The sequence below is a fragment of the Rhizobium sp. GR12 genome (genome assembly GCF_036596185.1).
In the GTDB taxonomy this organism is placed as follows: Bacteria; Pseudomonadota; Alphaproteobacteria; order Rhizobiales; family Rhizobiaceae; genus Agrobacterium; species Agrobacterium nepotum.
In genome coordinates, this window is record NZ_JASXTH010000010.1 from 106,838 (window position 1) to 129,261 (window position 22,424).

Sequence of the window (22,424 nt, forward strand, 5' to 3'; positions counted from 1 at the left end):
CGCTATGGTCGGTCGAGCCGTTCTATCGTCAGGGTGCGGCCACGCGCGGCTGCGATCCTGACGCGCGTTCCCGCTGGCAGGTCTTCGCCGTCGATTGACCACCAGGTGTCGTCCAGCCTGATACGGCCACGGCCTTCGACGATCGGTTCCTGCAATGTCGCGGTGCGGCCGACAAGGCTTGCCTCCCGCTGATTGAGGAACGGTTCGTCGCTTGCGGCCCGGTTCTTCCCGAAATATTTCCGGCCCAGCAGGGCAAAAACGATGGAGAGCGCGGCAAACAGCACCAGCTGCAACTGCCACGCCCAGAATCCCGTTTCCCACAGAAGCAGGGAAAGCGCGCCGATGACGAGCGCCGCAAGGCCGATCCAGATCAAGAATACACCCGGAGCGACGAGTTCGGCGGCCAGCAGCACGAAGGCGACGATCCACCAGCTCCATGGTCCCAACTCGGCGGCAAGTCGTTGCAGCATCGTTATTTCTCCGATGAAGAGCCGAAGGGATTACCCGGTATCGCCACGTTGACGGTCTGGCCGGAAGATCGTGTCGGCGGCACCGATCGGGAGGGCTGCGGCGCGGGCGGGGCTGTCGGCGCATCACCTTTGTCGCCGAAGACCTCTTTTGCAATCGCGCCGATACCGCCGAGAGAGCCGATAAGCGCGGAGGCTTCCATCGGCATCAGCACGATTTTCGAGTTCTTGGCTGTGCCGATATCCGACAGGGCCTCGGTATATTTCTGGGCAATGAAGTAGTTGATGGCGTGGATATTACCGGCGGCGATGGCTTCCGACACCATGCGGGTGGCGTTGGCTTCAGCCTCCGCCAGACGCTCGCGGGCCTCGGCATCCCGGAACGCCGCTTCGCGCTGGCCTTCCGCTTCGAGAATGGCGGATTGCTTTGCGCCTTCCGCACGCAGGATCTGCGCGTTGCGGGAGCCCTCGGCTTCCAGTACCTGGGCGCGCTTTTCACGTTCCGCCTTCATCTGCCGCGCCATGGAAGCGACCAGGTCCTTCGGCGGCGCGATATCCTTGATTTCGATGCGCGTGACCTTGATACCCCATGGTCCCACCGCCTCGTCCACCACACGCAGGAGCCGATCGTTGATGACATCGCGGTTCGACAGCAATTCGTCGAGATCCATCGATCCCATCACGGAACGGATGTTGGTCATGGTGAGGTTCTGGATAGCATTTTTCAGATCAGTGATCTGGTAGGCGGCCTGTGCGGCGTTGAGCACCTGATAGAAGGCCACCGCATCGGCGGAAACGCTGGCATTGTCGCGGGTGATGACCTCCTGGGTGGCGATATCCAACACCTGTTCCATCACATTCATGCGCGCGCCGATGCGCTCGAAGAACGGTACGATCAGGTTGAGGCCCGGCTCAAGGGTGCGGGTATAACGCCCGAAACGCTCGACCGTGTAGCGATTGCCCTGCGGCACGGTCTTGATGCCGGCAAACAGTACCAGAATGACCAGCACCACGGCTGCCAGAACAACAATATCGAAACCGCCCAATGCAATCATCACTTTTCCTCCAGAAACCAAACCATCAGCGGTTTACCCTTATATCGTTATGGCAAGATTACACCCAACCTTGCAACTCCCGACGTACAACCTTTTCGAGAACGGTCATGCCCTCGGCGCTGTCGTTGAGACAAGGAATATGGGTGAATTTCTCTCCGCCATTGTGCAGGAAGATTTCTCCGGCCTCCCCGGCAATTTCCTCCAGCGTCTCAAGACAATCCGATACGAAGCCGGGATTCATGACGGCGATGCGTTTGATGCCTTCCGAGGCCAGCTTTTCCACGGTCTTGTCGGTATAGGGTTGCAGCCATTCTTCCGGCCCGAAACGCGACTGGAAGGTGATCATGAAATTCCTGTCGGTCCGCCCCAACGCCTCCCGCAGCAGACGGGCAGTTTTCTGGCAGTGGCAATAATAGGGATCGCCCTTTTTGAAGTAGGACTGCGGAATGCCGTGGAAGGAGGTGATCAGCATCTCCGGTTCCCAGTCCAGCGTCGCCAGATGGTTTTTGACAGAGGCGGCGAGTGCCTCGATATAGGCTGGATCGTCGTGATAAGGCGGCACGGTGCGCAGCGCGGGCTGCCAGCGCAGCTTCATCAGATGTTCGAAAGCCTTGTCGTTGACCGTTGCCGTGGTCGATGCGGCATATTGCGGATAAAGCGGGAAAAGCAGGATTTTTTCGCAACCCTGTTCCTTCAGCGCGTCGATTTTCGAGGCGATGGAAGGCTGTCCGTAACGCATGGCCCAGTCGACGACGACATTGGGCAAATCCTTCAGCGCCTGCGCCATCAGTTCGCCTTGGCTGCGGGTATAGGTGCGCAGATAGCTTTCATTGCGTTCGTGGTTCCAGATGGCCTCATAAGCCTTGCCGACCTTCTGCGGGCGCTTGTTGAGGACGATGCCGTAAAGGATCGGGTACCAATAGAAGCGCGACCATTCGATAACCCGTTTGTCGCTCAGGAATTCCGCCAGATACCGGCGCATCGGCCAATAATCCGTACCATCCGGCGTGCCAAGATTGACGAGCAGGACGCCGACCTTTCCGAATGTTATGCGTGGATGATCTGCGGGAAGTGCGGATAGTTCTGTGGCCATGAATGATACCCTGAAACTCTGACTGGTTGCATGAGAGCGTTTCCGTTTGGGACCAAGGGCGGAAACGCTCCATCTTTTGTTTTTTTGCATGGCCGGACGCAAACCGTAACGGGTTTGCCGGAAATGCTCGAGCTATACGCCCGTGCCGTCAATTGGTTCACGTGTTCTAGGTGAAATTTTTCAGGATTGAACCACCAGCGGAGGTGATTTCCGGAGCCGGCGGCCGGGCAGAATGCTTTCCGACAATATTCAACCCGTAACAGACTGTATTTATTGTAAAAATAAGAAGCCGGCCATCGTAAGGAGGGCCGGCTTCCGGTCTGCGGCAAATTGCCCTGTTTGTCGCCTTCCGGTCTATTGCGCCGGAAGCTCCAGCTCTTCGCCGATCTCGATATGGTTCGGATGCTTCAGTGTGTTCGCCTCGGCAATCCTGGTCCAAAGCGCGCCGTCGCCATATTTCGCCGCCGCAATCTTCCAGAGCGAGTCACCCTTTTCTACGACATACTTGCTGACGGCAGCAGCGGCTGCTGCCGGCGCAGTGGCGGCAGGTGCCGGGGCGGGAGCGGCTGCCGTGGGCGCCGATGCGGCTGGTGCTGCGGGTTTTGCCGGAGCCACGTAACCGGCAGGCGTGACCTCGCTGATGCGTCCGTCCGTATGGGGCTTATAGGGGCTGTTGGCGGTAATATAGGCCGCGACAGCCTCTTCGAGGTTCGGGCCGAAGTCATAGGCGTTGATCGCCTTGGTCGCAAAGACCTTGAAGCCGTCGCCACCGGTACGCACGTAATTATTGGCCGCGACGATATAGGTCTTTGCCGGGTCGAGAGGCACGAAGGCTTCACCCTCTTTCACCTCAACCGAAACGATGCGGCTGCCAGCCGGCTTCGAGCGGTCGAAGGAATATTTCAGGCCGGAAACCTGCATGAAACGGCCAGCGACGTCATCGATCTGGCTGACGCCGTTTTCGAGCGCGGCCAGAATATCCTCACCTTTCAGCTGGAAGGTCGCAACGGTGTTCTGGAACGGCAGAACCGTCAGAACCTCACCCATCGAAACATCGCCGCCATCGATGGAAGAGCGCAGGCCGCCGCTATTTGCGAAAGCGATGGTGACGCCCTGATCCTTGACGCGGGCAAGCGTTGCATCCGCTACCAGATTGCCCATGGAGCATTCCTTGACGCGGCAAACCTTGCGGTCTCCCTCGATCGGGCCCTCCGAAGAACCGACGACCTTGGTTTTCAGCGCCTCGATCGGCGCTTTCAGCTCATCGATGCGCTTGAGCGTGGCTTCGTCGGGTTTGAACGACGAATCGATCAGGATGGGATCGCCCTTGCTTTCCTTCACCACGCCGCTGTCGTCGAAGACGACGCGCAGGTCACCCAGATATTTGCTGTATTGCCCGGCCTGAACGACCGGAACCTTGTAGCCGCCGGGATTGTCGACGAGCGTCGGATAAGGCCCTTCGGCCTTCTGGTCGGTGTTGGAAAGCAGCGTATGCGAGTGTCCGCCGACCACGACGTCGACATCCGGGATTTTCGCGATGAATTCGAGATCGCGCGGATATCCGACATGGGTAAGCGCAATGATCTTGTCGACACCCTCGCCTTTCAGCTTCTGCACCTGCTCACTGATTTTCGCGACGTCTTCGGCAATGGTGATGTTGGGGCCGGGCGTTGCCAGTTCCGCCGTGTCGTTGGCGACGGCGCCGACGATACCGATTTTCTGTCCGCCGACTTCAAGGACTATGGAAGGCTTGACGCGATCGCCGATTTTCGAGGCGGCGCTGGCAACCACATTGGCTGTCACGACCGGAAACTGGACCTTGTCGAGGAAGCCCGCAAGCCCGTCCTCACTGTCGTCGAACTCATGATTGCCGACGGTCATGGCGTCGAACTTCATGGCGTTCAGCACTTCGGCTTCAACCGTGCCCTTGTAGGTGGTGTAGAACAGCGACCCTTGAAAATTGTCGCCGGCATTGAGCAGGAGAACGTTCTTGCCTTGAGCCTTGAGCGCGTCCCGGGTCTGGTTGATTGCGGTCAGCAGGCGTGCCGCGCCGCCGAAGCATTCGTTTTTCCCTTCCTCTTCAGCAGAGCAGGTCGAGTCGAATTTGTTGATGGATTCGATACGGGAGTGAAAATCGTTGATGTGAAGAATGTTGAGTTCGTAGTCGGCAAGAGCCGCTCCGGCCGAAAGCGTTATTGCAGAAACGCTGAGCATGCCCAGTCCCAAAATTTTCTTCATGGTCCCTCTCTCCTGTTCAAAGCGGAAGCCCGGGCCGGTCGATCATCATCCGGCCGTGCACATTCTCTAATCTGAAAGTATGTCAGTCTTTCAAAGCGCGATGTTTCCATTTAGCGGCAGTTGCCGCAAGCGAAATTATGACAGATGCGCGATAAAGAAAAACGCACGCTTGAAGCGTGCGTTTCAAAAGATCATCCCATTGAAAATGGTGACATTATCAGCCTTGGCGGGTCAACGAGAACTGGCTGTTGCTGTCCGTCGTGCAATTCAATTGTGACGGAGAGACGAGAGCGCAGTTGACGCGCGACTGCGTGTTGCGCACCAGCGACGTCATGTTGATTTCATAGAGCGTCGGCGAGATCGTGACATAGGTGCCGGAGGCCAGAAGCGTATTGGTATCGGTCGAGCGGGTTGAGAAAGCGCCGTTCTGGAACGATGATACGATGCCGTTGCGGTCGATCCAGCGACCGTCGACGGCCGGCCCGCGGGAAAGCGAAGGGCTGATCGAGGTCTGCTGGGAGGGACCCGGCGCAACGCATGAAGACACCGCCATGGCGGCACAAAGCAAAGCAGCGCTTGTCTTGAAGTTCATGAGCCTGTTCTCCTGCGATTCGATGAAATCTTCTGTGCTTCGACCATGCCGTGAAGCGTTCCTTATTTCAAGGCAACGTTGTTTGCTCTCCCGGGTTCCTGACGTCCCGTATGAAAACACCGGCGTGACAAATATGCGACTCCGTTCCTCAGCGCACGAGGATGTTGCGGAACTGCCATGGATCCGAGGTGTCGATATTGTCGGGAAACAGGCCGGGGCGGCCATCGAGCGGCGTCCAGTCGGTATAATGCCCCTCGACCGGGCCGAGGTAAGGCCGCTGCACCTCGAGGCAACGGCGATAATCCATTTCATCCGCCTCGACGATGCCGGCCTGCGGATTTTCGAGCGCCCAGACCATTCCGGCCAGCACTGCGGAGCTGACCTGCAGTCCGGTCGCGTTCTGGCTGGGGGCAAGCGCCCGCGCCTCCTGCAACGTCAGCCGCGAGCCATACCAATAGGCGTTTTTATCATGACCATACAGAAGAACGCCCAGTTCATCGGCGCCATCGACAAGCTCGTCTTCGCCAAGCACATGCTGGATCGCCTGCGGTGTGCCGCCATTGCCGAAAAGTTCGTGCAAGGAAAGGACGGCGTCGTTGCAGGGGTGGTAGGCATAATGGCAGGTCGGCCGGTAGATCAGATCGCCATCGTCATTGCGGATGGTGAAATAATCGGAAATGGAGATGGCCTCGTTGTGGGTGACAAGAAATCCATATTGCGGCCCCTGTCCGGGACACCATGTCCGCACCCGCGTATTGGCGCCGGGCTGATCGAGAAAGATCGCCGCCTTGTTTCCTTTTCTCTGCTTTTTCGCGTTTTTCGGCATCCAGTTTTCATGCGTTCCCCAACCGAGTTCGGCGGGTTGAAAACCTTCGGCGATAAAACCTTCGACGGACCATGTGTTCCAGAAAGCGCCAAAGGGCTTGGGGTCTTTTGCCCGCTGCGTGTCGCGCTCCGCCACATGCACGCCCTTGACGTCGAGCTGTTGCATGAGCTTTGCCCATGCTTGCCGGTCATGTGGTTGCGGCTCTTCGATATCGAGGCCGGTATCCCTGGCGAGATTGATCAGCGCCTGCTTCACGAACCAGGATACCATGCCCGGATTTGCACCGCAGGTGGAAACTGCCGTGGCGCCGCCCGGTTTGCGCGCCTTTTCTTTCAGCAGGGTCTCGCGCAGCGAATAATTGGTTCTGGAGGCATTGTCGGCATCGGCATCGAAATAAAAGCCGGGCCATGGCTCCACCACGGTGTCGATGTAGAGCATGCCATGTTTGCGGCAGAGCCTCATCAGATCGACGGATGCGGCATCGACCGAAAGATTGACGCAGAAGCCCTGACCCTGGACCCCTTTAAGGAGCGGCTTGAGCACCTCCTTGTAGTTTTCCTTGGTCAGATGCGTGCGGATATGGCGGATGTTCTTCTCGGTCAGATACGCTGCGATATCTTCGCGGGGGTCGATGACGACGAGCCGGGTGCTGTCGAAGTTGAAATGACGTTCGATCAACGGAAGAGTGCCGCGCCCGATGGAGCCGAAGCCGATCATGATGATGGGGCCGTCAATATCGCCGTAAATCGGGTGGTTTGCGTCCGTCATTCGTCATTTTTCCTTTTTCAGCCAATAAGTAAGCTAGATCACAAAAGCGTGCCACAATAAAGGGCAGGTGGATGACGGACATATGACGGTGGCGCAAGTCGGGGACGAGAAAATCGCGATCGATCATCGCGCGGAGATTCCGTTCGCCGGTTTTTCCTATAGCTTTCTGGCAGGAATGACGGTCTATCGGATGGTGGAAAGCGCCGACGACGCGCGTGCCGATCAGGCCCTCTACGTGGCCAAGAAAAAGGCCGCGACCGGCTTTTGGCGATGACGGTTTAAACCAGTTCCGCCGCAATCAGCCCGTGCAGCGAATTGCCGACGAACAGCCGCCGGCCGACAATATCCTGCGGTTTCAGCGCCTGCCCGCGCGCCTTTCGCTCGCGGATGAGATCGGCGCGCAGGACGCCCGGCAGAATGCCGCTGTCAAGCGGCGGCGTCAGCAATTGCCCGTCTGGCATTTCGACGAAGATGCTCGTTGACGATCCCTCGCACAACTCGCCGCGCTCGTTGAGCAGCAGAACCTCGTCCGCCTCTTCGGTTGAAAATTCGGCGCGGGCGGCATCGTAGGGTTCCCGCCGCGACGACTTGTGGCGATAGAAGGTATCGGCGGAATCGAGCGTGGTTTGTCTCGCGATGCGGACGCGCCAGATCGTGTCTTTTGTAAACGGTCGGAAATCGACCGTTTCGATGTCTAGTTCGCCCTTGTAGTTCATGACAAGCTTGACGCAGAGCGGGTTTTCACCGCCCACCTTCTTTTCCAGCACTTGGACCGTGTTGGCGGGCGTGCGGAAACCGAGCGCATCGGCGGAGCGTAACAACCGACGCATATGCTGCTCTATGCGCTGAAAGCCCGATTGCGGCTCCCAGCGCAGGGTTTCCCTCAAGGTCAGATCGGCGGGTTTGCGTTTCATCGCCTTTGCTCGTCGCCTGTTGCCATCGTCAGTACCGGCAATATCAACCGGCAAAGCTTATCCGAAACAGGATAGTCTCGCCGGCCGGTGAGGTTAAGCCTGTTTGTCATCCAGCGCTTCCAGCTCGTCGATCAGACCCTCGATCATCGAAAGCCCCTTGTCCCAGAAGGAAGGATCGGTCGCATCGAGGCCGAAGGGTTTCAGAAGCTCCGAATGGTGCTTGGTGCCGCCCGCTTTCAAAAGCTCGAAATACTTCTCCTGAAAGCCGGTCTCGGCCTTCTGATAAACCGCATAGAGCGAGTTCACCAGGCAATCACCGAAGGCATAGGCATAAACATAGAAGGGCGAATGGATGAAATGGGGGATGTAGGTCCACCACGTCTCATAGCCTTCGGAAATCTTGATCGCCGGGCCGAGGCTCTCGGCCTGAATGGAAAGCCACAATTCGCCGATCTGCTCCGAGGTCAGCTCACCCTGCTTGCGGGCGGTGTGCAGCTTGCGCTCGAATTCGTAGAAAGCGATCTGGCGCACGACCGTGTTGATCATATCCTCGACCTTGCGGGCGAGCATGGCCTTGCGCTCCCTGACGTCCTTCGTGTCGTCGAGCAATTTGCGGAAGGTCAGCATTTCGCCGAAGACTGAAGCGGTTTCGGCAAGGGTCAGCGGCGTGGCGCACATCAACGCGCCTTGGGTGCCGGCCAGCACCTGGTGCACCCCGTGGCCAAGCTCATGGGCAAGCGTCATCACGTCGCGCGGTTTGCCAAGATAGTTGACGAGCACGTAAGGGTGGGCCGAAGGCACGGTCGGGTGCGCGAATGCGCCCGGCGCCTTGCCGGGGCGAGCGGGGGCGTCGATCCACTCTTCGTCGAAGAAACGCCGCGCGATATCGGCCATTTCCGGCGCGAAATTGCCATAGGCGGAAAGCACGGTGTCCTTTGCCTCGTCCCACGGAATGATCGTGTTCGACGTATCGGGAAGCGGCGCGTTGCGATCCCAGTAGTTCATCTGCTCCATGCCGAGCCACTTCGCCTTCATGGCGTAATAGCGGTGCGAAAGGCGCGGATAGGCGTTTTTGACCGCAGCGGCCAGCGCATCGACGACATCACGTTCGACACGGTTGGCCAGATGCCGGCTGTCGGCAATATCTTCGAACTTGCGCCAGCGGTCGGAAATATCCTTGTCCTTGGCAAGAGTGTTGGTGATGAGGGTGAAGACCCGCAGATTGTTCTTGAAGGTGGCGCTCAGCGCCTGGGCCGCCCTCTTCCGGGTTTCCGGTTCCGGCTCCTGCAGCATATTGAGCGTCACTTCCAGCGGAAGGCTCGCACCGTCTATGTCAAAACGCAGATCGGCCATCGTCTCGTCGAACAGGCGGTTGAAGGCGCTCGCGCTGGTCATCGATTTTTCGAGGAAGAGCTGCTCCAGCTGGTCGTCGAGCTGATGCGGCTTGTCCTTGCGCAAATCCACCAGCCACGGCCTGTAGTGGCCAGCTGCGGCATCGTTCGCCATGCAGGCGTCCATCACGGCGTCATCGATGCGGTTGAGTTCGAGTGTGAAGAACAGGAGATGCGCGGAGATATCCGTCAGTTTCGCCTGGGCGTCGCCGTATAGCTTGCCGTTCGCCGGGTTCGATGTATCGGAAAAATAGGTAAGGCCGGCAAAGGAGCCGATGCGGCCGATGAGATCGTCCAGCGCTTCATATTCCCTAAGGGCAGCACCGATGCCTTTGGTCCCCGTCGCCTTTGCGGCGTCCTCGAGCTTGCCCTTCCATTTATCCTCGAAAGCCGTAGCCATCGCCGCCGCTTTCTCGATATCGCCCTTATATTCCGGCGAATCGCCCGACGTATAGAGGTCCGAGAGTTTCCAGCCGGGCAGGTCGCCGAGTATAGGGCCGGAGGTTTCGGCAAGGGAAAATACGGGTTGCGGGGTAGGGCGATTGAGGGTCATCGACGCGTCCTTGTAGTTATACCTGCGCAGCATATGGGGCCTTTGTTTCCCGCAGCAATGGATAAAATGCAAGCAAATCTCAAAACTGGATGTTCAAAACTCCCGTGCCAGAGTGCGTCACAAGGGACCGCATGATGCAGGTCCAGAAACCGGAAACCGGAGCCAAAAATGACCGCGCATGTTCTCGTGATAGACGATGATCCCGTCCAGCGCCGCCTGCTCAAAAACGCGGTGGAACGTTATGGGCACCTGGCCTTGCTTGCAGAAAACGGCAAGGTGGGGCTGGAATTGCTCAAGCAATATAGCGGCGAGATCAATGTTGTCGTCCTGGACCTGATGATGCCGGAAATGGACGGCCTCACCTTTTTGAAAGCCGTTGGCGAACTCGGCACCGATGTTCCCGTCATCGTCCAGACGGGGCAGGGCGGCATCGATACCGTCGTGCAGGCCATGCGCGCCGGCGCCTTCGATTTTGTCGTCAAGCCGGTCTCGCCGGAACGGATCGGCGCAGCCATCTCCAATGCCCTCAAGCTTGACAGGAAAGAGGCAAAGGCCCGCACGGGCAGGCGCGGACGGAGCAATGCCGTGAATTTTACCGATATCGTTTCCGCAAGTCCGGCCATGCTGAGGGTGATAGAACTGGCGCAGCGCGCCGCCCAGTCCAGCATTCCCGTGGTGTTGGAAGGCGAATCCGGTGTCGGCAAGGAAATGGTCGCCCGAGCCATCCAGTCGGCCGGCGACAGGGCGAACAAGCCGTTCATCACCGTCAATTGCGGTGCTATCCCGCACAATCTGGTGGAGAGCATCCTCTTCGGCCACGAGAAGGGCGCTTTCACCGGCGCGACGGAAAAACATGTCGGCAAATTCATGGAGGCGGATGGCGGAACGCTGTTCCTCGATGAAATCGGCGACCTGCCGCTTGACGTGCAGGTAAAGCTGCTGCGGGCGGTTCAGCAGGGTGAAATCGAAACCGTCGGTTCCGCGCGCGTTCAGAAGGTAAATGTCCGGCTGATTTCCGCCACCAACAAGAACCTGATCGACGAGGTGAAGGAAGGCCGGTTCCGCGAGGACCTTTATTATCGCCTCAACGTCTTTCCGATCACCATCCCGGCGCTGCGTCGCCGGAAGGAGGACATTCCCCATCTGGCGCGGGTGTTCGTGGAGCGTTTTTCGGCGGAACAGAAATTGCCCGTTCCCGTCGGCCTCAATGCCAGCGCGCTGGCGCTTCTGACGGCCTACGACTGGCCCGGCAATATTCGCCAGCTTGAAAATGCGGTCTTCCGCGCCGTCGTTCTGTCGCAGGGCGAGGAACTGGCGGATTCCGATTTTCCGCAGATCGCGCTGCAAATGCCGGAATTCGCAGACGGGGATGATGCTGGTGACGCGATCCGCTCGCCATCCGGGTCGTCGCTGAAACTTGCCACCTATTCGCCTCCGCCGCTCATCGCTGAAAGTCACGCCGTTCTGGATGAGGCAGCGGATATTTCCACCACGATCTACCGGGGAGGAAACCTGATCTCCAGCATGGACGATTCCGGCAATATTCGAAAGCTGGCCGAGATCGAGGAGGAGCTTATCCGTTTTGCCCTTCGTTTTTATCGCGGGCAGATGAGTCAGGTCGCAAGGAAGCTCGGCATCGGGCGCTCGACACTTTATCGCAAGCTGAAGGATTATGGCATCGATCCGGACGATCCGCTGCGGGATGCAGCCTGACGGCACAAACCGCGTATTCGACGGCAGATCGCGCGATCTGTTAACTTCTGAGCAAGGATATCCGCTTACCGTCTATAAACCTCTTGTTAGTGGCTGATTCACTATGTAGAGGAAGGTTGCATGTGTGTGGCAATTTTGCCATCGTGTCACCGTATTTGACGTTCATTTGAGGCAATGTGACAGAAATTGTCTTCCAGGCGGGGATCGAATTGCCATATCTGCATCGAAATATCGCGCTGTCGACCAAGACCGCGCGCGGCTTGATCAAGGATATATGCACGAAGCTGTCGGCACGCGCTGTCACCTTTGCCTGCCTGATGCTCGCCGCAATGCCCTTCGCAGGTGTCTCGGCGACGGAAGCTTTCGCCGAAACGCGCAGCCTCAAACTGTATTATATCCATACACGTGAGAAGGCGGTCATAACCTTCAAGCGCAATGGAAAGTATGACCAGAAAGGTCTGCAGGAACTCAACCGTTTCCTGCGTGACTGGCGTCGCAACCAGCCGACGCGGATGGATCCGCGCCTTTTCGATCTCGTATGGGAAGTTTATCGCCGCAGCGGTGCGACCGACTATATCAATGTCGTTTCGGCCTTCCGCTCGCCGGAGACTAACGGTCTCTTGCGCACGCGCACCAAGGGTGTCGCGGAAAAAAGCCAGCATATGCTCGGCAAGGCCATGGATTTTTACATTCCCGGCGTGAAGCTTTCCACCCTGCGCGAAGTCGGCATGCAGATGCAGATCGGCGGCGTCGGCTTTTACCCGACCTCCGGTTCTCCTTTCGTGCACATGGATGTCGGCGGCGTTCGCGCCTGGCCGCGCATGAGCCGCCAGGAACTCGTGCGTATCTTCCCGAAGGGCAATACGCTGCATCTTCCTTCCGACGGTAAACCGCTTCCGGGTTATGAGCAGGCAATGGCCGACTACAAGAAGCGCGTCAGCTCCTCCTCCATTCAGGTTGCTTCCAGTGCCGGTGGCGGCCCTGCTTCCTCCGGTGGTGGCGGCAAGCGCAAGACGTTGTTGCAGGCGCTCTTTGGTGGCGGAGGCGACGAGGATGAAGATCCCGATAGCATCGCAGCGCCGGAGCCCGCGGAACGTCCGGCTGTTGCGCAGCCTGCGGCGCCTGAGCCCGAGCAGCCGATCGCCGTTGCTTCTGCTCAATCTCTTCCCGGCGTGAATGCTGCGCCGCTGCCGACCGCTCGCCCTGCCTTCGGCAACCAGCCTCCGGCCAATACCGGTCTTGCGACCGCGCTGTATTCTCCCGCCCGCAATGCCGCGCAGGACGCCCTGCAGGCTGCGACAACGCCGACGCCGACCTCCGCGCCGGCCGAGCGCCAGCAATTTGCCGATCTGGCTGAAGTGTCCGTGCCTGTGCCGACGCTTCTCGGGCAGCGCGGCATGAGAGGCGATGCGGAAGAAACGATCCTGACGGCTTCCGCAGACGGTTCGACGCCAGCTGCGACCGGTGAAATTGCCTCCGTTCCGGTTCCGGCCAATCGTCCGGCTGTGGCGGAAGCCCTTCTGGCGGCGGCCAATGCCGATCCCGAAGGCGAAGACGATCTCGCCGAGGCGCAGAAGGATACGCTTTCGCCGACCGTGGTTGCCGCGCTGGAACAGAGCGGTCAGGCCGCCCGTTCGCAGATCCAGTCCGCTGCCGTGCCGACAGCCGCCCCGTTCCCGGCCGCTGTCAACCACAAGGTAACGGTGGCGCCCGCCAATACGGCCAAGGCAGAGCCGGAGCCAGGTTTTGGCGACGCCTTCGACCTCAAGCCCGCCATCAACGGTGGCCTCACCGCCGGTTTGCCGACCAAGGGCTCACGCCCGAGCAAGCAGGATGCGGCGGTTTCCCATCAGGCGATGGTCGGCGGTGGACGCCTGACGCAGGATCTGATTTCGGATTGGGCGCTGAACCAGAGCAAGGGTACGACCGGACGTTCGGTGAAGGCGCCGCGCGTTGTCGCCAACCGTATGCTCAGCCACGACATGTCTGCCTCCGCCACTTCGGCAAGCTTCAGGCCAGGTGCAGTGGCGATCGAGTCGAGCCGCTTCAGCACGCCGGTGAAGATGCACTGAACCCAAACTTTTTGTAGTGCGGCCGAAGGGCCAACAAAAAACCCGCCGGTAACGGCGGGTTTTTTTATGACGGTTTGTTCTGCTGATATCAGACGCCGCTCTGGCCGTCCGAACCGATATAGGCGATGCGCACCATATTGGTGGCGCCGGGGGTGCCGAGGGGTACGCCGGCGGAGATGATGATGCGATCTCCCGGCTTGCCGAAACCTTCCGAAACAACGATGCGACAAGCGCGGTTCACCATGTCGTCCAGATCGCTGGCGTCGCCGGTGACGACGCAGTGCAGGCCCCAGACGACCGACAGACGGCGTGCGGTCTGGATGATCGGCGAAAGCGCAATGATCGGAACCTGTGGCCGCTCGCGCGCGGCGCGCAGACCCGTCGTGCCGGACGAGGTGTAGGTGACGATCGCCGCAAGCTTCAGCGTTTCGGCAATCTGGCGGGCTGCAAGCGAAATGGCGTCTGCGCCCGTCGCTTCCGGCTGCGGGCGCTGCGCGTAGATGATGTTGGAATAATAGGGGTCCTGTTCCACCGTGCTGGCGATGGACGCCATGGTCGAAACGGCTTCGATCGGATAGTCGCCGGAAGCGGACTCGGCCGAGAGCATGATGGCGTCGGCGCCTTCGAATACGGCGGTTGCGACGTCGGACACTTCAGCACGGGTCGGAACCGGAGCTGTGATCATCGATTCCAGCATCTGGGTGGCAACGACGACCGGCTTGCCTGCACGCCGGCAGGCGCGGGTCAGTTGCTTCTGGATGCCCGGAACCGCTTCCAGCGGCATTTCCACGCCAAGATCGCCGCGCGCAACCATCAGGGCGTCGGAAAGCTCGATGATTTCCTCGATGCGTTCGATAGCCTGCGGCTTTTCGATCTTGGACATCAGGCCAACGCGGCCGCGCGAAATCTTGCGCACTTCGGCCAGATCTTCCGGGCGCTGGACGAAGGAAAGCGCAACCCAGTCCACTTCGTTGGTGGCGAGAACGGCATCAAGGTCAACGCGGTCCTTGTCGGTCAGAACGCCGACGCCGAGCAGGGTGTCGGGCAGGCTGATGCCCTTGCGGTCGGAAATCCGGGTGCCAGAAACAACTGTGGTGACGATGCTCTTGCCGTCGCTCTTCTCAGCGCGCAGATGCAGCTTGCCGTCATCGATCAGCAGGCGGTGGCCGGGCTTGACCGCTTCGAGAATTTCGGGATGCGGCAGGAAAACACGGGTGTTGTCGCCGGGTGTGTCGTTGTTGTCCAGCGTGAAGGTCTGGCCCGGAACCAGATCGACCTTGGTCTCGGCGAATTTTCCGACGCGCAGTTTGGGACCCTGCAGGTCGGCCAGAATGCCGATGGGACGGCCGTTGCGGCTCTCGACCGAGCGGATACGCGTAATCAGCGTCCGCATCACGTCGTGGCTCGCATGGCTCATATTGATGCGGAAAAGATCGGCGCCGGCCAGATGCAGCTTTTCGATCATCGACTCTTCCGAAGAGGCGGGGCCGAGAGTTGCAAGAATTTTGACTTTGCGGTTACGCTTCATCAGTTTTGATTTCCCTGTGTGCCTGGCGTGTCGGAGAGCTGGACCATCCAGCTTCCCTGTCTGCCCGTGTCATATTCCTTGAAACCCATTCTCTGGAAGCTGCGGGCATAACAATCGTCTACACCGGCGATCTTGAACTCGTTTTCCGCCACGCACATGTTGACGTCACCGGTCCAGCGGCCGCCATGGGCGGCGTCCTCGGCATAAAGATAATAATAACGCGACTGCAACTCGCCCTCTATCAGCGTTGCGCAGGTGGAGGAGGGGACCTGCCACCAGCCTTCGCTGACCCAGCCATCCTGCCCCCGGTAGCCGATTGCGACCCCCACGAGGTTTTGCGTGCTGTTGCAGACGCGGAAATCCGCATGGGCGGACTCCACGAACATAAACGGGGTCAGAAACATTGCCGCTGCGGAGAAAAGACGGGCAAGATGCCGAAAGTGGCGAGGAAGAGCGAGAGATGACTGAGTCACGGCTTCCATCCGGATTCCATGGTTATAATGAACACACTTCTTGGCGTGGCCGCCCAAGAATGTCAACGCGAGTTTAATCGATTATATTGTTCGTGGGGTCGTGAGTGCGGTAAGGTAGATGGCTGTTCTTTCGCCGAAACTTGCGCCCGGCCTCAAGCCATGCCATCAAGCTTTTCTCCTCAATCCTGCCCCAGAAAATCATCGATGAACGACTTCATACCCTATGAAATCATAGAAGGCGATTATGACAAAGGCATGGTTCTTCTGGCGGACCATGCCATGAACCTCCTGCCGGCACACTACGGCAAACTTGGCCTTCCGCAAACCGCTTTTCATCGCCATATAGCATTTGATATCGGCATCGAAGGGCTAACGCGCTCTCTGGCAGCCCGTCTCGGTGTGCCTGCGGTCCTCGGGCGGTTTTCGCGCCTTCTGATTGATCCCAATCGCGGCGAGGACGACCCCACCCTTATCATGAAGATTTCGGACGGGGCGATCATTCCCGGCAATCACCCGATTTCAGATAAGGAATGGCAAAAACGGATCGAGGTTTTCCATCGGCCTTATCACGATGCCGTTGACAGCGTGCTCGCCGGTGTCGCGCAATCGTCGGGCGAGGCGCCGCTTGTTCTGTCGCTGCATTCCTACACACCGTTCTGGAAGGAAACGCCGCGGCCCTGGCATGCAGCCGTTCTCTGGGACACGGATAATCGTGCAGTTGATCCGCTTCTCGCGCATTTGCGCGCGACCGGCGACATCCTCGTCGGCGATAACGAACCCTACGACGGGGCGCTGAAGGGCGATACCATGTATCGCCACTGCATGATGAAAGGCATACCGCATGCACTTCTCGAGGTCCGGCAGGATTTGATCGCGGATGAGGACGGAATTGCCGAATGGTCGGACCGGCTCGCTCCCATTTTCGCCGCAATGAACGACGATCCCATCTTACACGAATATCGGCTGTTCACCTCTCGCACCGGCCCCTATTGAGCCTGGAGTTGCCCCATGACGAAAGAGAACGATAAACAGCAGATCGAATTCGAGGCGGCCGCGTTCCGCCGTCTCGTACAGCACCTTCGCGAGCGTCACGATGTGCAGAACATCGACCTGATGAATCTCGCGGGATTTTGCCGCAATTGCCTTTCCAACTGGTATCGGGAAGCGGCAGACGAGGCCGGTGTTGCGCTCAGCAAGGAGCAATCCCGCGAAATCATCTACGGAATGCCCTATGAGGACTGGAAGGAAAAATATCAGCCGGAGGCGAGCGATGTTCAAAAATCCGCCTTTGAGCAGAACAGACCCACGGAATAATCCCTGATCGACGGAAACGACTTGACGTGAGGCCCGGCAATGGGCAGTTCACAGGCCGGAATTTTTGCTGCCCGGCTGGCGGCGACCGGCGAAAGCTTCGCCCGGATTTAATGAACAAGGCTCACATGAGCTGCCACCAATGAAGGAAGATATGATGGACGAAACAAGCACCACCGAAACCGTCGCCGCCGCCGAGTTGCGTCAATTCATCGAGCGCGTCGAGCGTCTCGAAGAGGAAAAGGCCGCCATTCAGGGTGATATCAAGGATGTCATGGGCGAAGCGAAGGGCCGTGGTTACGATACCAAGGCGATCCGCACCATCATCCGCCTGCGCAAGAAGGACGCCAACGAGCGTATCGAGGAAGAAACGATTCTTCAGACCTACATGGCCGCGCTTGGTATGGAATGATCGGCTGACGATCTTTTAATGAAAAATCGCCGCTTTTGCGGCGATTTTTATTTGGGCCGTTTGCGAAACTCAGCCGCGTGTACCCGCCAGCTTTTCCGAAAGGTCGGCGGCCTGTTTGCGGGCGTCCTTGTCCGCGGGATAAAGCGCCAGATAGCGTTCCCAGGCTTTCAGGGCCAGTTCTTCGCGGCCCGAGGCTTCGAGGATGTTGGCAAGGCTTGCGAGCGCCGGAAAATAGCGCGGCTCCTTTTCCAGCGTCAGGTTGATATCCGCCATCGCTTTGCGGGTATCGCCATCGGCAAAATGTACCATGGCGCGGCGATAGGGCGCCTGCACATAGTCCGGATCGAGCAGGACGACCTGGTCGAGAAAATCGAAAGCGGCGGCATTGCGCTTCTCGTCCGAAGCCTCGCCTGCCCATTGCATCAGAAGATTGATCGTCGCGCTGCCGGAATCATTCCATTCGGAAGCGATCTGGTTGGCGATGCTGCGCGCCTTGACCGCATTCCGCTCTTTTTTCAGCGATACGAAAAGGGTATCGACGGTCTTGGCGGGTGAAGGCGCAGCCTCTACCGCTGCGGGAGGTTGCCCATCCGCCGCATGGCCAATAGTGACCATTCCTGGAAACAGGAGGCCTGAAAACAGGAAACCCTGAGCGACGAAGATAGCCGTGCAAAAACGATTTGGGCGCATGGGTTAAAGCTTAACCCGACTGCGCCCAATATCAAATGCAAACTTCTACTCTATCAACAAAGTGATCCGCGATCTTGATCGCGAACCGCAGTCAATCAGCCCTGACGAGCCTTGAAGCGCGGGTTCTGCTTGTTGATGATGTAGACGCGGCCCTTGCGGCGAACCAGGCGGTTATCGCGATGACGGGCCTTAAGCGCTTTAAGCGAATTCTTGATTTTCATTTTACTGGTCCGCAGTTTTGCACGGCTTTTACCGTGCTTATTCAAACAATCAAAAGCGCGCAACGGGGCGCGCTCTTTTCGGTTGGCAGGCAAATACCTGTTTGACCCCTGCCTGTCAACACTTGCCGGTGTCTTTGCCTTAAAAGACTGAGGCTTTTCCTGTGTGCAAAAGCTCGGTCACGTGGCCCATCTTGCGGCCGGGCCGTGCTTGCGTCTTGCCGTAGAGATGCACGAGACAGTCTTTTTTCGAAAGCCATGCCGGCACATTGTTGATGTCATCGCCGATGAGGTTGGTCATGACGCAATCCGAATGGCGGGCCGTGCTGCCAGGGGCAAGACCGGAGACGGCACGCATATGCTGTTCGAACTGCGAGATCACACAGGCTGCTTCCGTCCAGTGGCCGGTATTGTGGACGCGTGGCGCCATTTCATTGGCGACCAGCGAACCGTCAGGCAGGACGAAGAACTCGATGCCGATCACGCCGACATAATCGAGTGCCGCCAGAAGCTTTTCCGCCGATTGTACGGCGACCGTCTTTGCCGCATCAGAAAGCGCCGCCGGCACGGTGGATGTGTGCAGGATGCCGTCCAGATGAATGTTTTCAGCCGGATCGTAGCAGGTGACGGTACCGTCCCTGAAACGGGCGGCGATGATCGAGATTTCCCGCTCGAAGGCGACGAAGCTTTCGAGGATGAGCGGCACGCCACCCAGAGCCGCAAAGGCCTCGGTGATATCCTCGCCGCCCCGGAAAAGGCGTTGGCCCTTGCCGTCATAGCCCATGCGGCGGGTTTTCAGCACGCCCTTGCCGCTGAAAGCGGTCAATGCCGCTTCCAGTTCTTCCTGACTATCCACGGCGCGAAAATCGGCTGTGGGAATGCCGCAGCCGTTCAGAAAGCGCTTCTCCGTCAACCGGTCCTGCGAGGCGCTGAGCGCCTGCGACGGCGGATAGACGGGAACGGAGATGCTCAGCGTCTCGGCTGCCGTAACCGGCACGTTCTCGAATTCGTACGTCACGACATCGCAAAGGCGGGCGAGTTCGGCAAGCGCGGCCTCATCGTCATAATCCGCGACGATCTGGCTGTTGCAGACCTGCGCCGCCGGACAATCGGCCTGCGGTTCCAGGACGATGGTGCGGTGGTTGAGGCGCGCCGCCGCCATTGCCAGCATACGGCCAAGCTGTCCGCCGCCGATAATACCGATGGTGAGATTATTGGTTTCCGTCGTCAAGTCAGAGGCTGTCACTGGGCGCTGTCCATGGGATATTCGGCAACCGCTGCCGACTGGCGCGCGCGCCATGCGTCGAGCCGGTCTGCCAGGTCCTCGTCACCGAGCGCCAGAACTGCGGCCGCCAGAAGTGCCGCGTTGATCGCGCCCGCTTTGCCGATGGCAAGCGTCCCGACGGGAATGCCTGCGGGCATCTGGACGATGGAATAGAGGCTGTCCTGCCCGGACATCGTCTTGGACTGGACAGGCACGCCGAAGACCGGAAGAGGTGTCATGGCTGCCGTCATGCCCGGCAGATGGGCGGCGCCGCCCGCACCCGCGATGATGACCTTGAAGCCTTCGTCCTTGGCGCCATTGGCGAAATCATAAAGGCGGTCCGGAGTGCGATGGGCGGAAATGATGCGGGCTTCGTATTCAACGTCCAGCGCATCCAGCGTATCGGCGGCGTTCTTCATGGTCTCCCAGTCGGACTGGCTGCCCATGATAATGGCGACGGGGGGTGTTTCTGCTGTCACTTCGCTTCTCCGGCTTACAGCATAGCATAAAAATCGAATCGATCTTTGCAAAGCACGATGTGTAAATTCAATAGGTTAGATCGTATCTCGCGCGTCCGACAGGAGGCGCGAGAGACGCTCTAGGCGATGATATCGGGAATAACCTGATCTTCGATCTGGGTCATCTTGTCCTTGACGGCCAGCTTCTTCTTTTTCATGCGCTGTATTCTCAGCGCATCGCAGCTGGTCTGGATCATCGCATTGATCGCTGCGTCATAATCCTCATGCTCCTGGCGCAGCCGCGCCAGCGTGAGCCTGATGTCCGCCTGGTCCTGATCGGGCATCTTGTCATCCCCATTTTATGCCAGCCGGAGAGCCTCCGGCGCGTATGTCATCGGTTCTCGAGCCTCTATCATCAAATCGCGGTAACGGGAAGTTATCCCTTGCGACCAAATTGCCCACTTATTGCCTTCATTTCGCCTTCGACAATACCAACGATCCGTGTCACATTGTCGTCGCAAACCTGAAACTCCAGCGATGGAGCGCTGGAGGTAGGCTTAAAAAATGGAAGGACGTGCCGCATGACCATTCAGGCTCATATTGCATCGCTCGAAAAGAAACACGGTGCTCTGGAGGAGGAGCTCGAAAGTATTCTTGCTTCCCCATCCTCTGACGATAGAGAGATCGCCGACCTCAAACGCCGTAAACTGCGCCTGAAGGATGAACTGCAGAGGCTTAAAGCCTCCACAAGGCACTGATTGATGCCAAGCCGCAGCCTTCGATGAAGGACTGACGGATTTCTTTTCGGCCCTGGCGACACCTACGGTGCTGCCGGGGCCTTTTAGTAGCTGCCGGGATCTAAAAGGGCAGTCCGTCCCAGAGCAGTTTCAGCGCCGCGATCAGCGCCATGGAATACATCAGCGGGTAAAACACTGATGGCTTCAGGTATTTCACCACCCGTGCACCGGCAAGCGTCGCCAGCATCGCCACCGGCAGCAGGCTGGCGGATATCTTGAGGTTGGTGGCGTCCAGCGCCCCCAGAGCGAAATAGGGAATGAGCTTGATCGCATTCATGATGGCGAAGAAACGCACGCTCATGCCGGTATAGGTTTTGGGATCGAGCTTCAGCGGCAGGACATAGATCTGGAAGGGCGGGCCACCCGCATGGGCAACGAAACTCGCATAACCCGACAGGCTGGACCAGAGCGTCGCGGCTGCCGGCCGCTGTGGCTTGGCCGGGATTTCCTGCCCCTTGCGGCTTTTCAAGCTCTCCTGGAAATAGCGCAGCACGAACAGGATCGTCACCGAGGCGACGACAAGGCGCATGGCATCTGCGGAGATGAGGCTGGAGGTCGCCCAGCCAAGGGCGATGCCGGCGATGGCGCCGGGCAGCATGATGAGGAGCGTTTCCCGGTGATTATGGTGCCGCCAGGCCCAAAGCGCCACGAGATCCATCACAATCAGGATCGGCAGGAAGATCGCCGCCGCCTGTACGGGCGGGATCGCGAGCGCCATCAGTGGCACGCCCATCAGTGCCAGTGCGCCGCCCAGTCCGCCCTTGGAAAGGCCAACGAGCACGACTGCGGGGATGGCGACGAGGAAAAAATGAAAATCGGTCAGCATGGATGAAGGTTGATCCTTTCGCCGGTCCGGTCTATCGGATTTATCATATCAAAACGAGTGCAGATCGCGCCGAAAGCGTCTTCTGCCTGAAATGGACGAACCGATGACCATAGTTGAAAACCGTTGCCGCCTTGTTCTGATCGTCCCGCAATCGGACGACGCGCAAAAGCAGGCGGCTGATTTGCAGGAAGCATTGCGGGGTGGCGACGTGGCTTCGGTCATCATTCCGCAATACGATCTGGATGATGCCACTTTCCAGAAACGCGCCGAACTGATCGTACCGATGGTTCAGGAGGCGGGTGCCGCCGCCCTCATCGCCGGCGATAGCCGGGTTGCGAGCCGGGTGAAGGCGGATGGCCTGCATGTGGCGGGCAACGCCGCGGCGCTTGCCGAAGCCGTAGAGAATTTCACGCCGAAGCTGATCGTCGGTGGCGGCAATGCCGATGATCGCCATAAGGCTCTGGAGATGGGTGAGTCCAATCCGGACTACGTCTTTTTCGGAAAGCTCGAAGGCGACATCAAGCCGGAGGCGCATCCTAAAAATCTGGCGCTCGGCGAATGGTGGGCGTCGTTGATCGAGATTCCGTCCATCGTCATGGGCGGCACGGATATCTCCTCGGTGGTGGCCGTGGCTGAAGCCGGCGTGGAATTCGTGGCGATGCGCAGCGGCGTTTTCGACAATGCTGCCGGCGCCGCCCAGGCCGTTTCTGAAATCAACGCGTTGCTTGACGAAAAAGCGCCACGGTTTGGCGGTTGATACAGGCG

General features: G+C 58.8%; 24 protein-coding genes. 8 read left to right on the top strand and 16 right to left on the bottom strand.

Annotated elements, in window-relative coordinates; translation table 11 throughout:
• Positions 1–2: 2 nt before the first annotated feature.
• From QSK43_RS18245 to QSK43_RS18270, 6 genes are all read right to left on the bottom strand, one after another.
• Positions 3–470 (bottom strand): NfeD family protein, encoded by a 468-nt coding sequence (locus tag QSK43_RS18245; RefSeq protein WP_332304634.1) that lies wholly within the window; start codon positions 468–470, stop codon positions 3–5.
• A 2-nt stretch (positions 471–472) separates the two neighbouring features.
• On the bottom strand, positions 473–1,522 hold the full coding sequence (locus QSK43_RS18250) for an SPFH domain-containing protein (RefSeq protein WP_045024977.1): 1,050 nt from the start codon (positions 1,520–1,522) through the stop codon (positions 473–475).
• 58 nt (positions 1,523–1,580) lie between these two features.
• On the bottom strand, positions 1,581–2,615 hold the full coding sequence (gene hemH / locus QSK43_RS18255; protein WP_332304635.1) for a ferrochelatase: 1,035 nt from the start codon (positions 2,613–2,615) through the stop codon (positions 1,581–1,583).
• Between the two features lie 354 nt (positions 2,616–2,969).
• Complete coding sequence (locus tag QSK43_RS18260) at positions 2,970–4,853, bottom strand: 5'-nucleotidase C-terminal domain-containing protein (protein WP_332304636.1); 1,884 nt, start codon at positions 4,851–4,853, stop codon at positions 2,970–2,972.
• 217 nt (positions 4,854–5,070) lie between these two features.
• Positions 5,071–5,445 (bottom strand): outer membrane lipoprotein Omp10, encoded by a 375-nt coding sequence (gene omp10 / locus QSK43_RS18265; RefSeq protein WP_045024973.1) that lies wholly within the window; start codon positions 5,443–5,445, stop codon positions 5,071–5,073.
• Positions 5,446–5,593: 148 nt separating this feature from the next.
• Positions 5,594–7,039 (bottom strand): homospermidine synthase, encoded by a 1,446-nt coding sequence (locus QSK43_RS18270; RefSeq protein ID WP_332304637.1) that lies wholly within the window; start codon positions 7,037–7,039, stop codon positions 5,594–5,596.
• An 82-nt stretch (positions 7,040–7,121) separates the two neighbouring features.
• On the opposite strand from QSK43_RS18270, the gene QSK43_RS27185 reads away from it, so the two are divergent.
• Positions 7,122–7,313 carry a hypothetical protein gene (locus QSK43_RS27185; protein ID WP_442967855.1) on the top strand — a complete coding sequence of 64 codons (192 nt, stop codon included), beginning with the start codon at positions 7,122–7,124 and terminating at the stop codon, positions 7,311–7,313.
• Positions 7,314–7,317: 4 nt separating this feature from the next.
• Here QSK43_RS27185 and QSK43_RS18280 read toward each other — a convergent pair whose 3' ends face one another.
• Positions 7,318–7,953: an aminotransferase class IV family protein gene (locus tag QSK43_RS18280; RefSeq protein ID WP_332304638.1), complete on the bottom strand. Its 636-nt coding sequence runs from the start codon at positions 7,951–7,953 to the stop codon at positions 7,318–7,320.
• Between the two features lie 93 nt (positions 7,954–8,046).
• Positions 8,047–9,897: a M3 family oligoendopeptidase gene (locus QSK43_RS18285; RefSeq protein ID WP_332304639.1), complete on the bottom strand. Its 1,851-nt coding sequence runs from the start codon at positions 9,895–9,897 to the stop codon at positions 8,047–8,049.
• A 168-nt stretch (positions 9,898–10,065) separates the two neighbouring features.
• Here QSK43_RS18285 and QSK43_RS18290 point away from each other — a divergent pair, with 168 nt between their 5' ends.
• Both QSK43_RS18290 and QSK43_RS18295 read left to right on the top strand, forming a co-directional pair.
• Entirely contained in the window at positions 10,066–11,610 is a 1,545-nt protein-coding gene (locus QSK43_RS18290; protein WP_332304640.1) for a sigma-54-dependent transcriptional regulator, read from the top strand.
• Between the two features lie 176 nt (positions 11,611–11,786).
• Positions 11,787–13,682, top strand: coding sequence for a DUF882 domain-containing protein (locus tag QSK43_RS18295; RefSeq protein WP_332304641.1), 1,896 nt, complete (start codon positions 11,787–11,789; stop codon positions 13,680–13,682).
• Between the two features lie 88 nt (positions 13,683–13,770).
• Here the strand turns inward: QSK43_RS18295 and pyk are convergent, their stop codons facing one another.
• On the bottom strand, positions 13,771–15,210 hold the full coding sequence (gene pyk, locus QSK43_RS18300) for a pyruvate kinase (protein WP_332304642.1): 1,440 nt from the start codon (positions 15,208–15,210) through the stop codon (positions 13,771–13,773).
• On the bottom strand, positions 15,210–15,596 hold the full coding sequence (locus QSK43_RS18305; protein ID WP_407691559.1) for a DUF1036 domain-containing protein: 387 nt from the start codon (positions 15,594–15,596) through the stop codon (positions 15,210–15,212). The genes pyk and QSK43_RS18305 overlap by 1 nt, the downstream gene beginning before the upstream one ends.
• Positions 15,597–15,887: 291 nt before the next feature.
• Here QSK43_RS18305 and QSK43_RS18310 point away from each other — a divergent pair, with 291 nt between their 5' ends.
• The 3 genes from QSK43_RS18310 (at position 15,888) to QSK43_RS18320 (ending at position 17,406) form a co-directional block, all read left to right on the top strand.
• Positions 15,888–16,676, top strand: a complete 789-nt coding sequence (locus QSK43_RS18310) for an N-formylglutamate amidohydrolase (protein WP_332304643.1) — start codon at positions 15,888–15,890, stop codon at positions 16,674–16,676.
• 15 nt (positions 16,677–16,691) lie between these two features.
• Positions 16,692–16,997 carry a DUF1244 domain-containing protein gene (locus QSK43_RS18315; protein WP_332304644.1) on the top strand — a complete coding sequence of 102 codons (306 nt, stop codon included), beginning with the start codon at positions 16,692–16,694 and terminating at the stop codon, positions 16,995–16,997.
• A 151-nt stretch (positions 16,998–17,148) separates the two neighbouring features.
• Complete coding sequence (locus QSK43_RS18320) at positions 17,149–17,406, top strand: DUF2312 domain-containing protein (RefSeq protein WP_006314683.1); 258 nt, start codon at positions 17,149–17,151, stop codon at positions 17,404–17,406.
• A 69-nt stretch (positions 17,407–17,475) separates the two neighbouring features.
• Here the strand turns inward: QSK43_RS18320 and QSK43_RS18325 are convergent, their stop codons facing one another.
• From QSK43_RS18325 to QSK43_RS18345, 5 genes are all read right to left on the bottom strand, one after another.
• Positions 17,476–18,096: a tetratricopeptide repeat protein gene (locus QSK43_RS18325; protein ID WP_045023208.1), complete on the bottom strand. Its 621-nt coding sequence runs from the start codon at positions 18,094–18,096 to the stop codon at positions 17,476–17,478.
• A gap of 95 nt (positions 18,097–18,191) precedes the next feature.
• Positions 18,192–18,317 carry a type B 50S ribosomal protein L36 gene (gene ykgO / locus QSK43_RS18330; RefSeq protein ID WP_003497670.1) on the bottom strand — a complete coding sequence of 42 codons (126 nt, stop codon included), beginning with the start codon at positions 18,315–18,317 and terminating at the stop codon, positions 18,192–18,194.
• A gap of 139 nt (positions 18,318–18,456) precedes the next feature.
• A complete protein-coding gene (locus QSK43_RS18335; protein ID WP_332304753.1) occupies positions 18,457–19,545 on the bottom strand; it encodes a 5-(carboxyamino)imidazole ribonucleotide synthase in 1,089 nt (362 codons plus the stop codon).
• Between the two features lie 11 nt (positions 19,546–19,556).
• Complete coding sequence (gene purE, locus QSK43_RS18340) at positions 19,557–20,024, bottom strand: 5-(carboxyamino)imidazole ribonucleotide mutase (protein WP_034501985.1); 468 nt, start codon at positions 20,022–20,024, stop codon at positions 19,557–19,559.
• A 152-nt stretch (positions 20,025–20,176) separates the two neighbouring features.
• Positions 20,177–20,380, bottom strand: coding sequence for a YdcH family protein (locus QSK43_RS18345; RefSeq protein ID WP_006314698.1), 204 nt, complete (start codon positions 20,378–20,380; stop codon positions 20,177–20,179).
• Between the two features lie 237 nt (positions 20,381–20,617).
• Here QSK43_RS18345 and QSK43_RS18350 point away from each other — a divergent pair, with 237 nt between their 5' ends.
• Entirely contained in the window at positions 20,618–20,794 is a 177-nt protein-coding gene (locus tag QSK43_RS18350) for a YdcH family protein (protein ID WP_003506164.1), read from the top strand.
• A gap of 100 nt (positions 20,795–20,894) precedes the next feature.
• Here QSK43_RS18350 and QSK43_RS18355 read toward each other — a convergent pair whose 3' ends face one another.
• Positions 20,895–21,659, bottom strand: a complete 765-nt coding sequence (locus tag QSK43_RS18355; protein WP_332304645.1) for a sulfite exporter TauE/SafE family protein — start codon at positions 21,657–21,659, stop codon at positions 20,895–20,897.
• 103 nt (positions 21,660–21,762) lie between these two features.
• Between QSK43_RS18355 and QSK43_RS18360 the strand changes: the two genes are divergently transcribed.
• Entirely contained in the window at positions 21,763–22,416 is a 654-nt protein-coding gene (locus QSK43_RS18360) for a thiamine phosphate synthase (RefSeq protein WP_332304646.1), read from the top strand.
• The last annotated feature ends 8 nt before the right edge of the window (positions 22,417–22,424 follow it).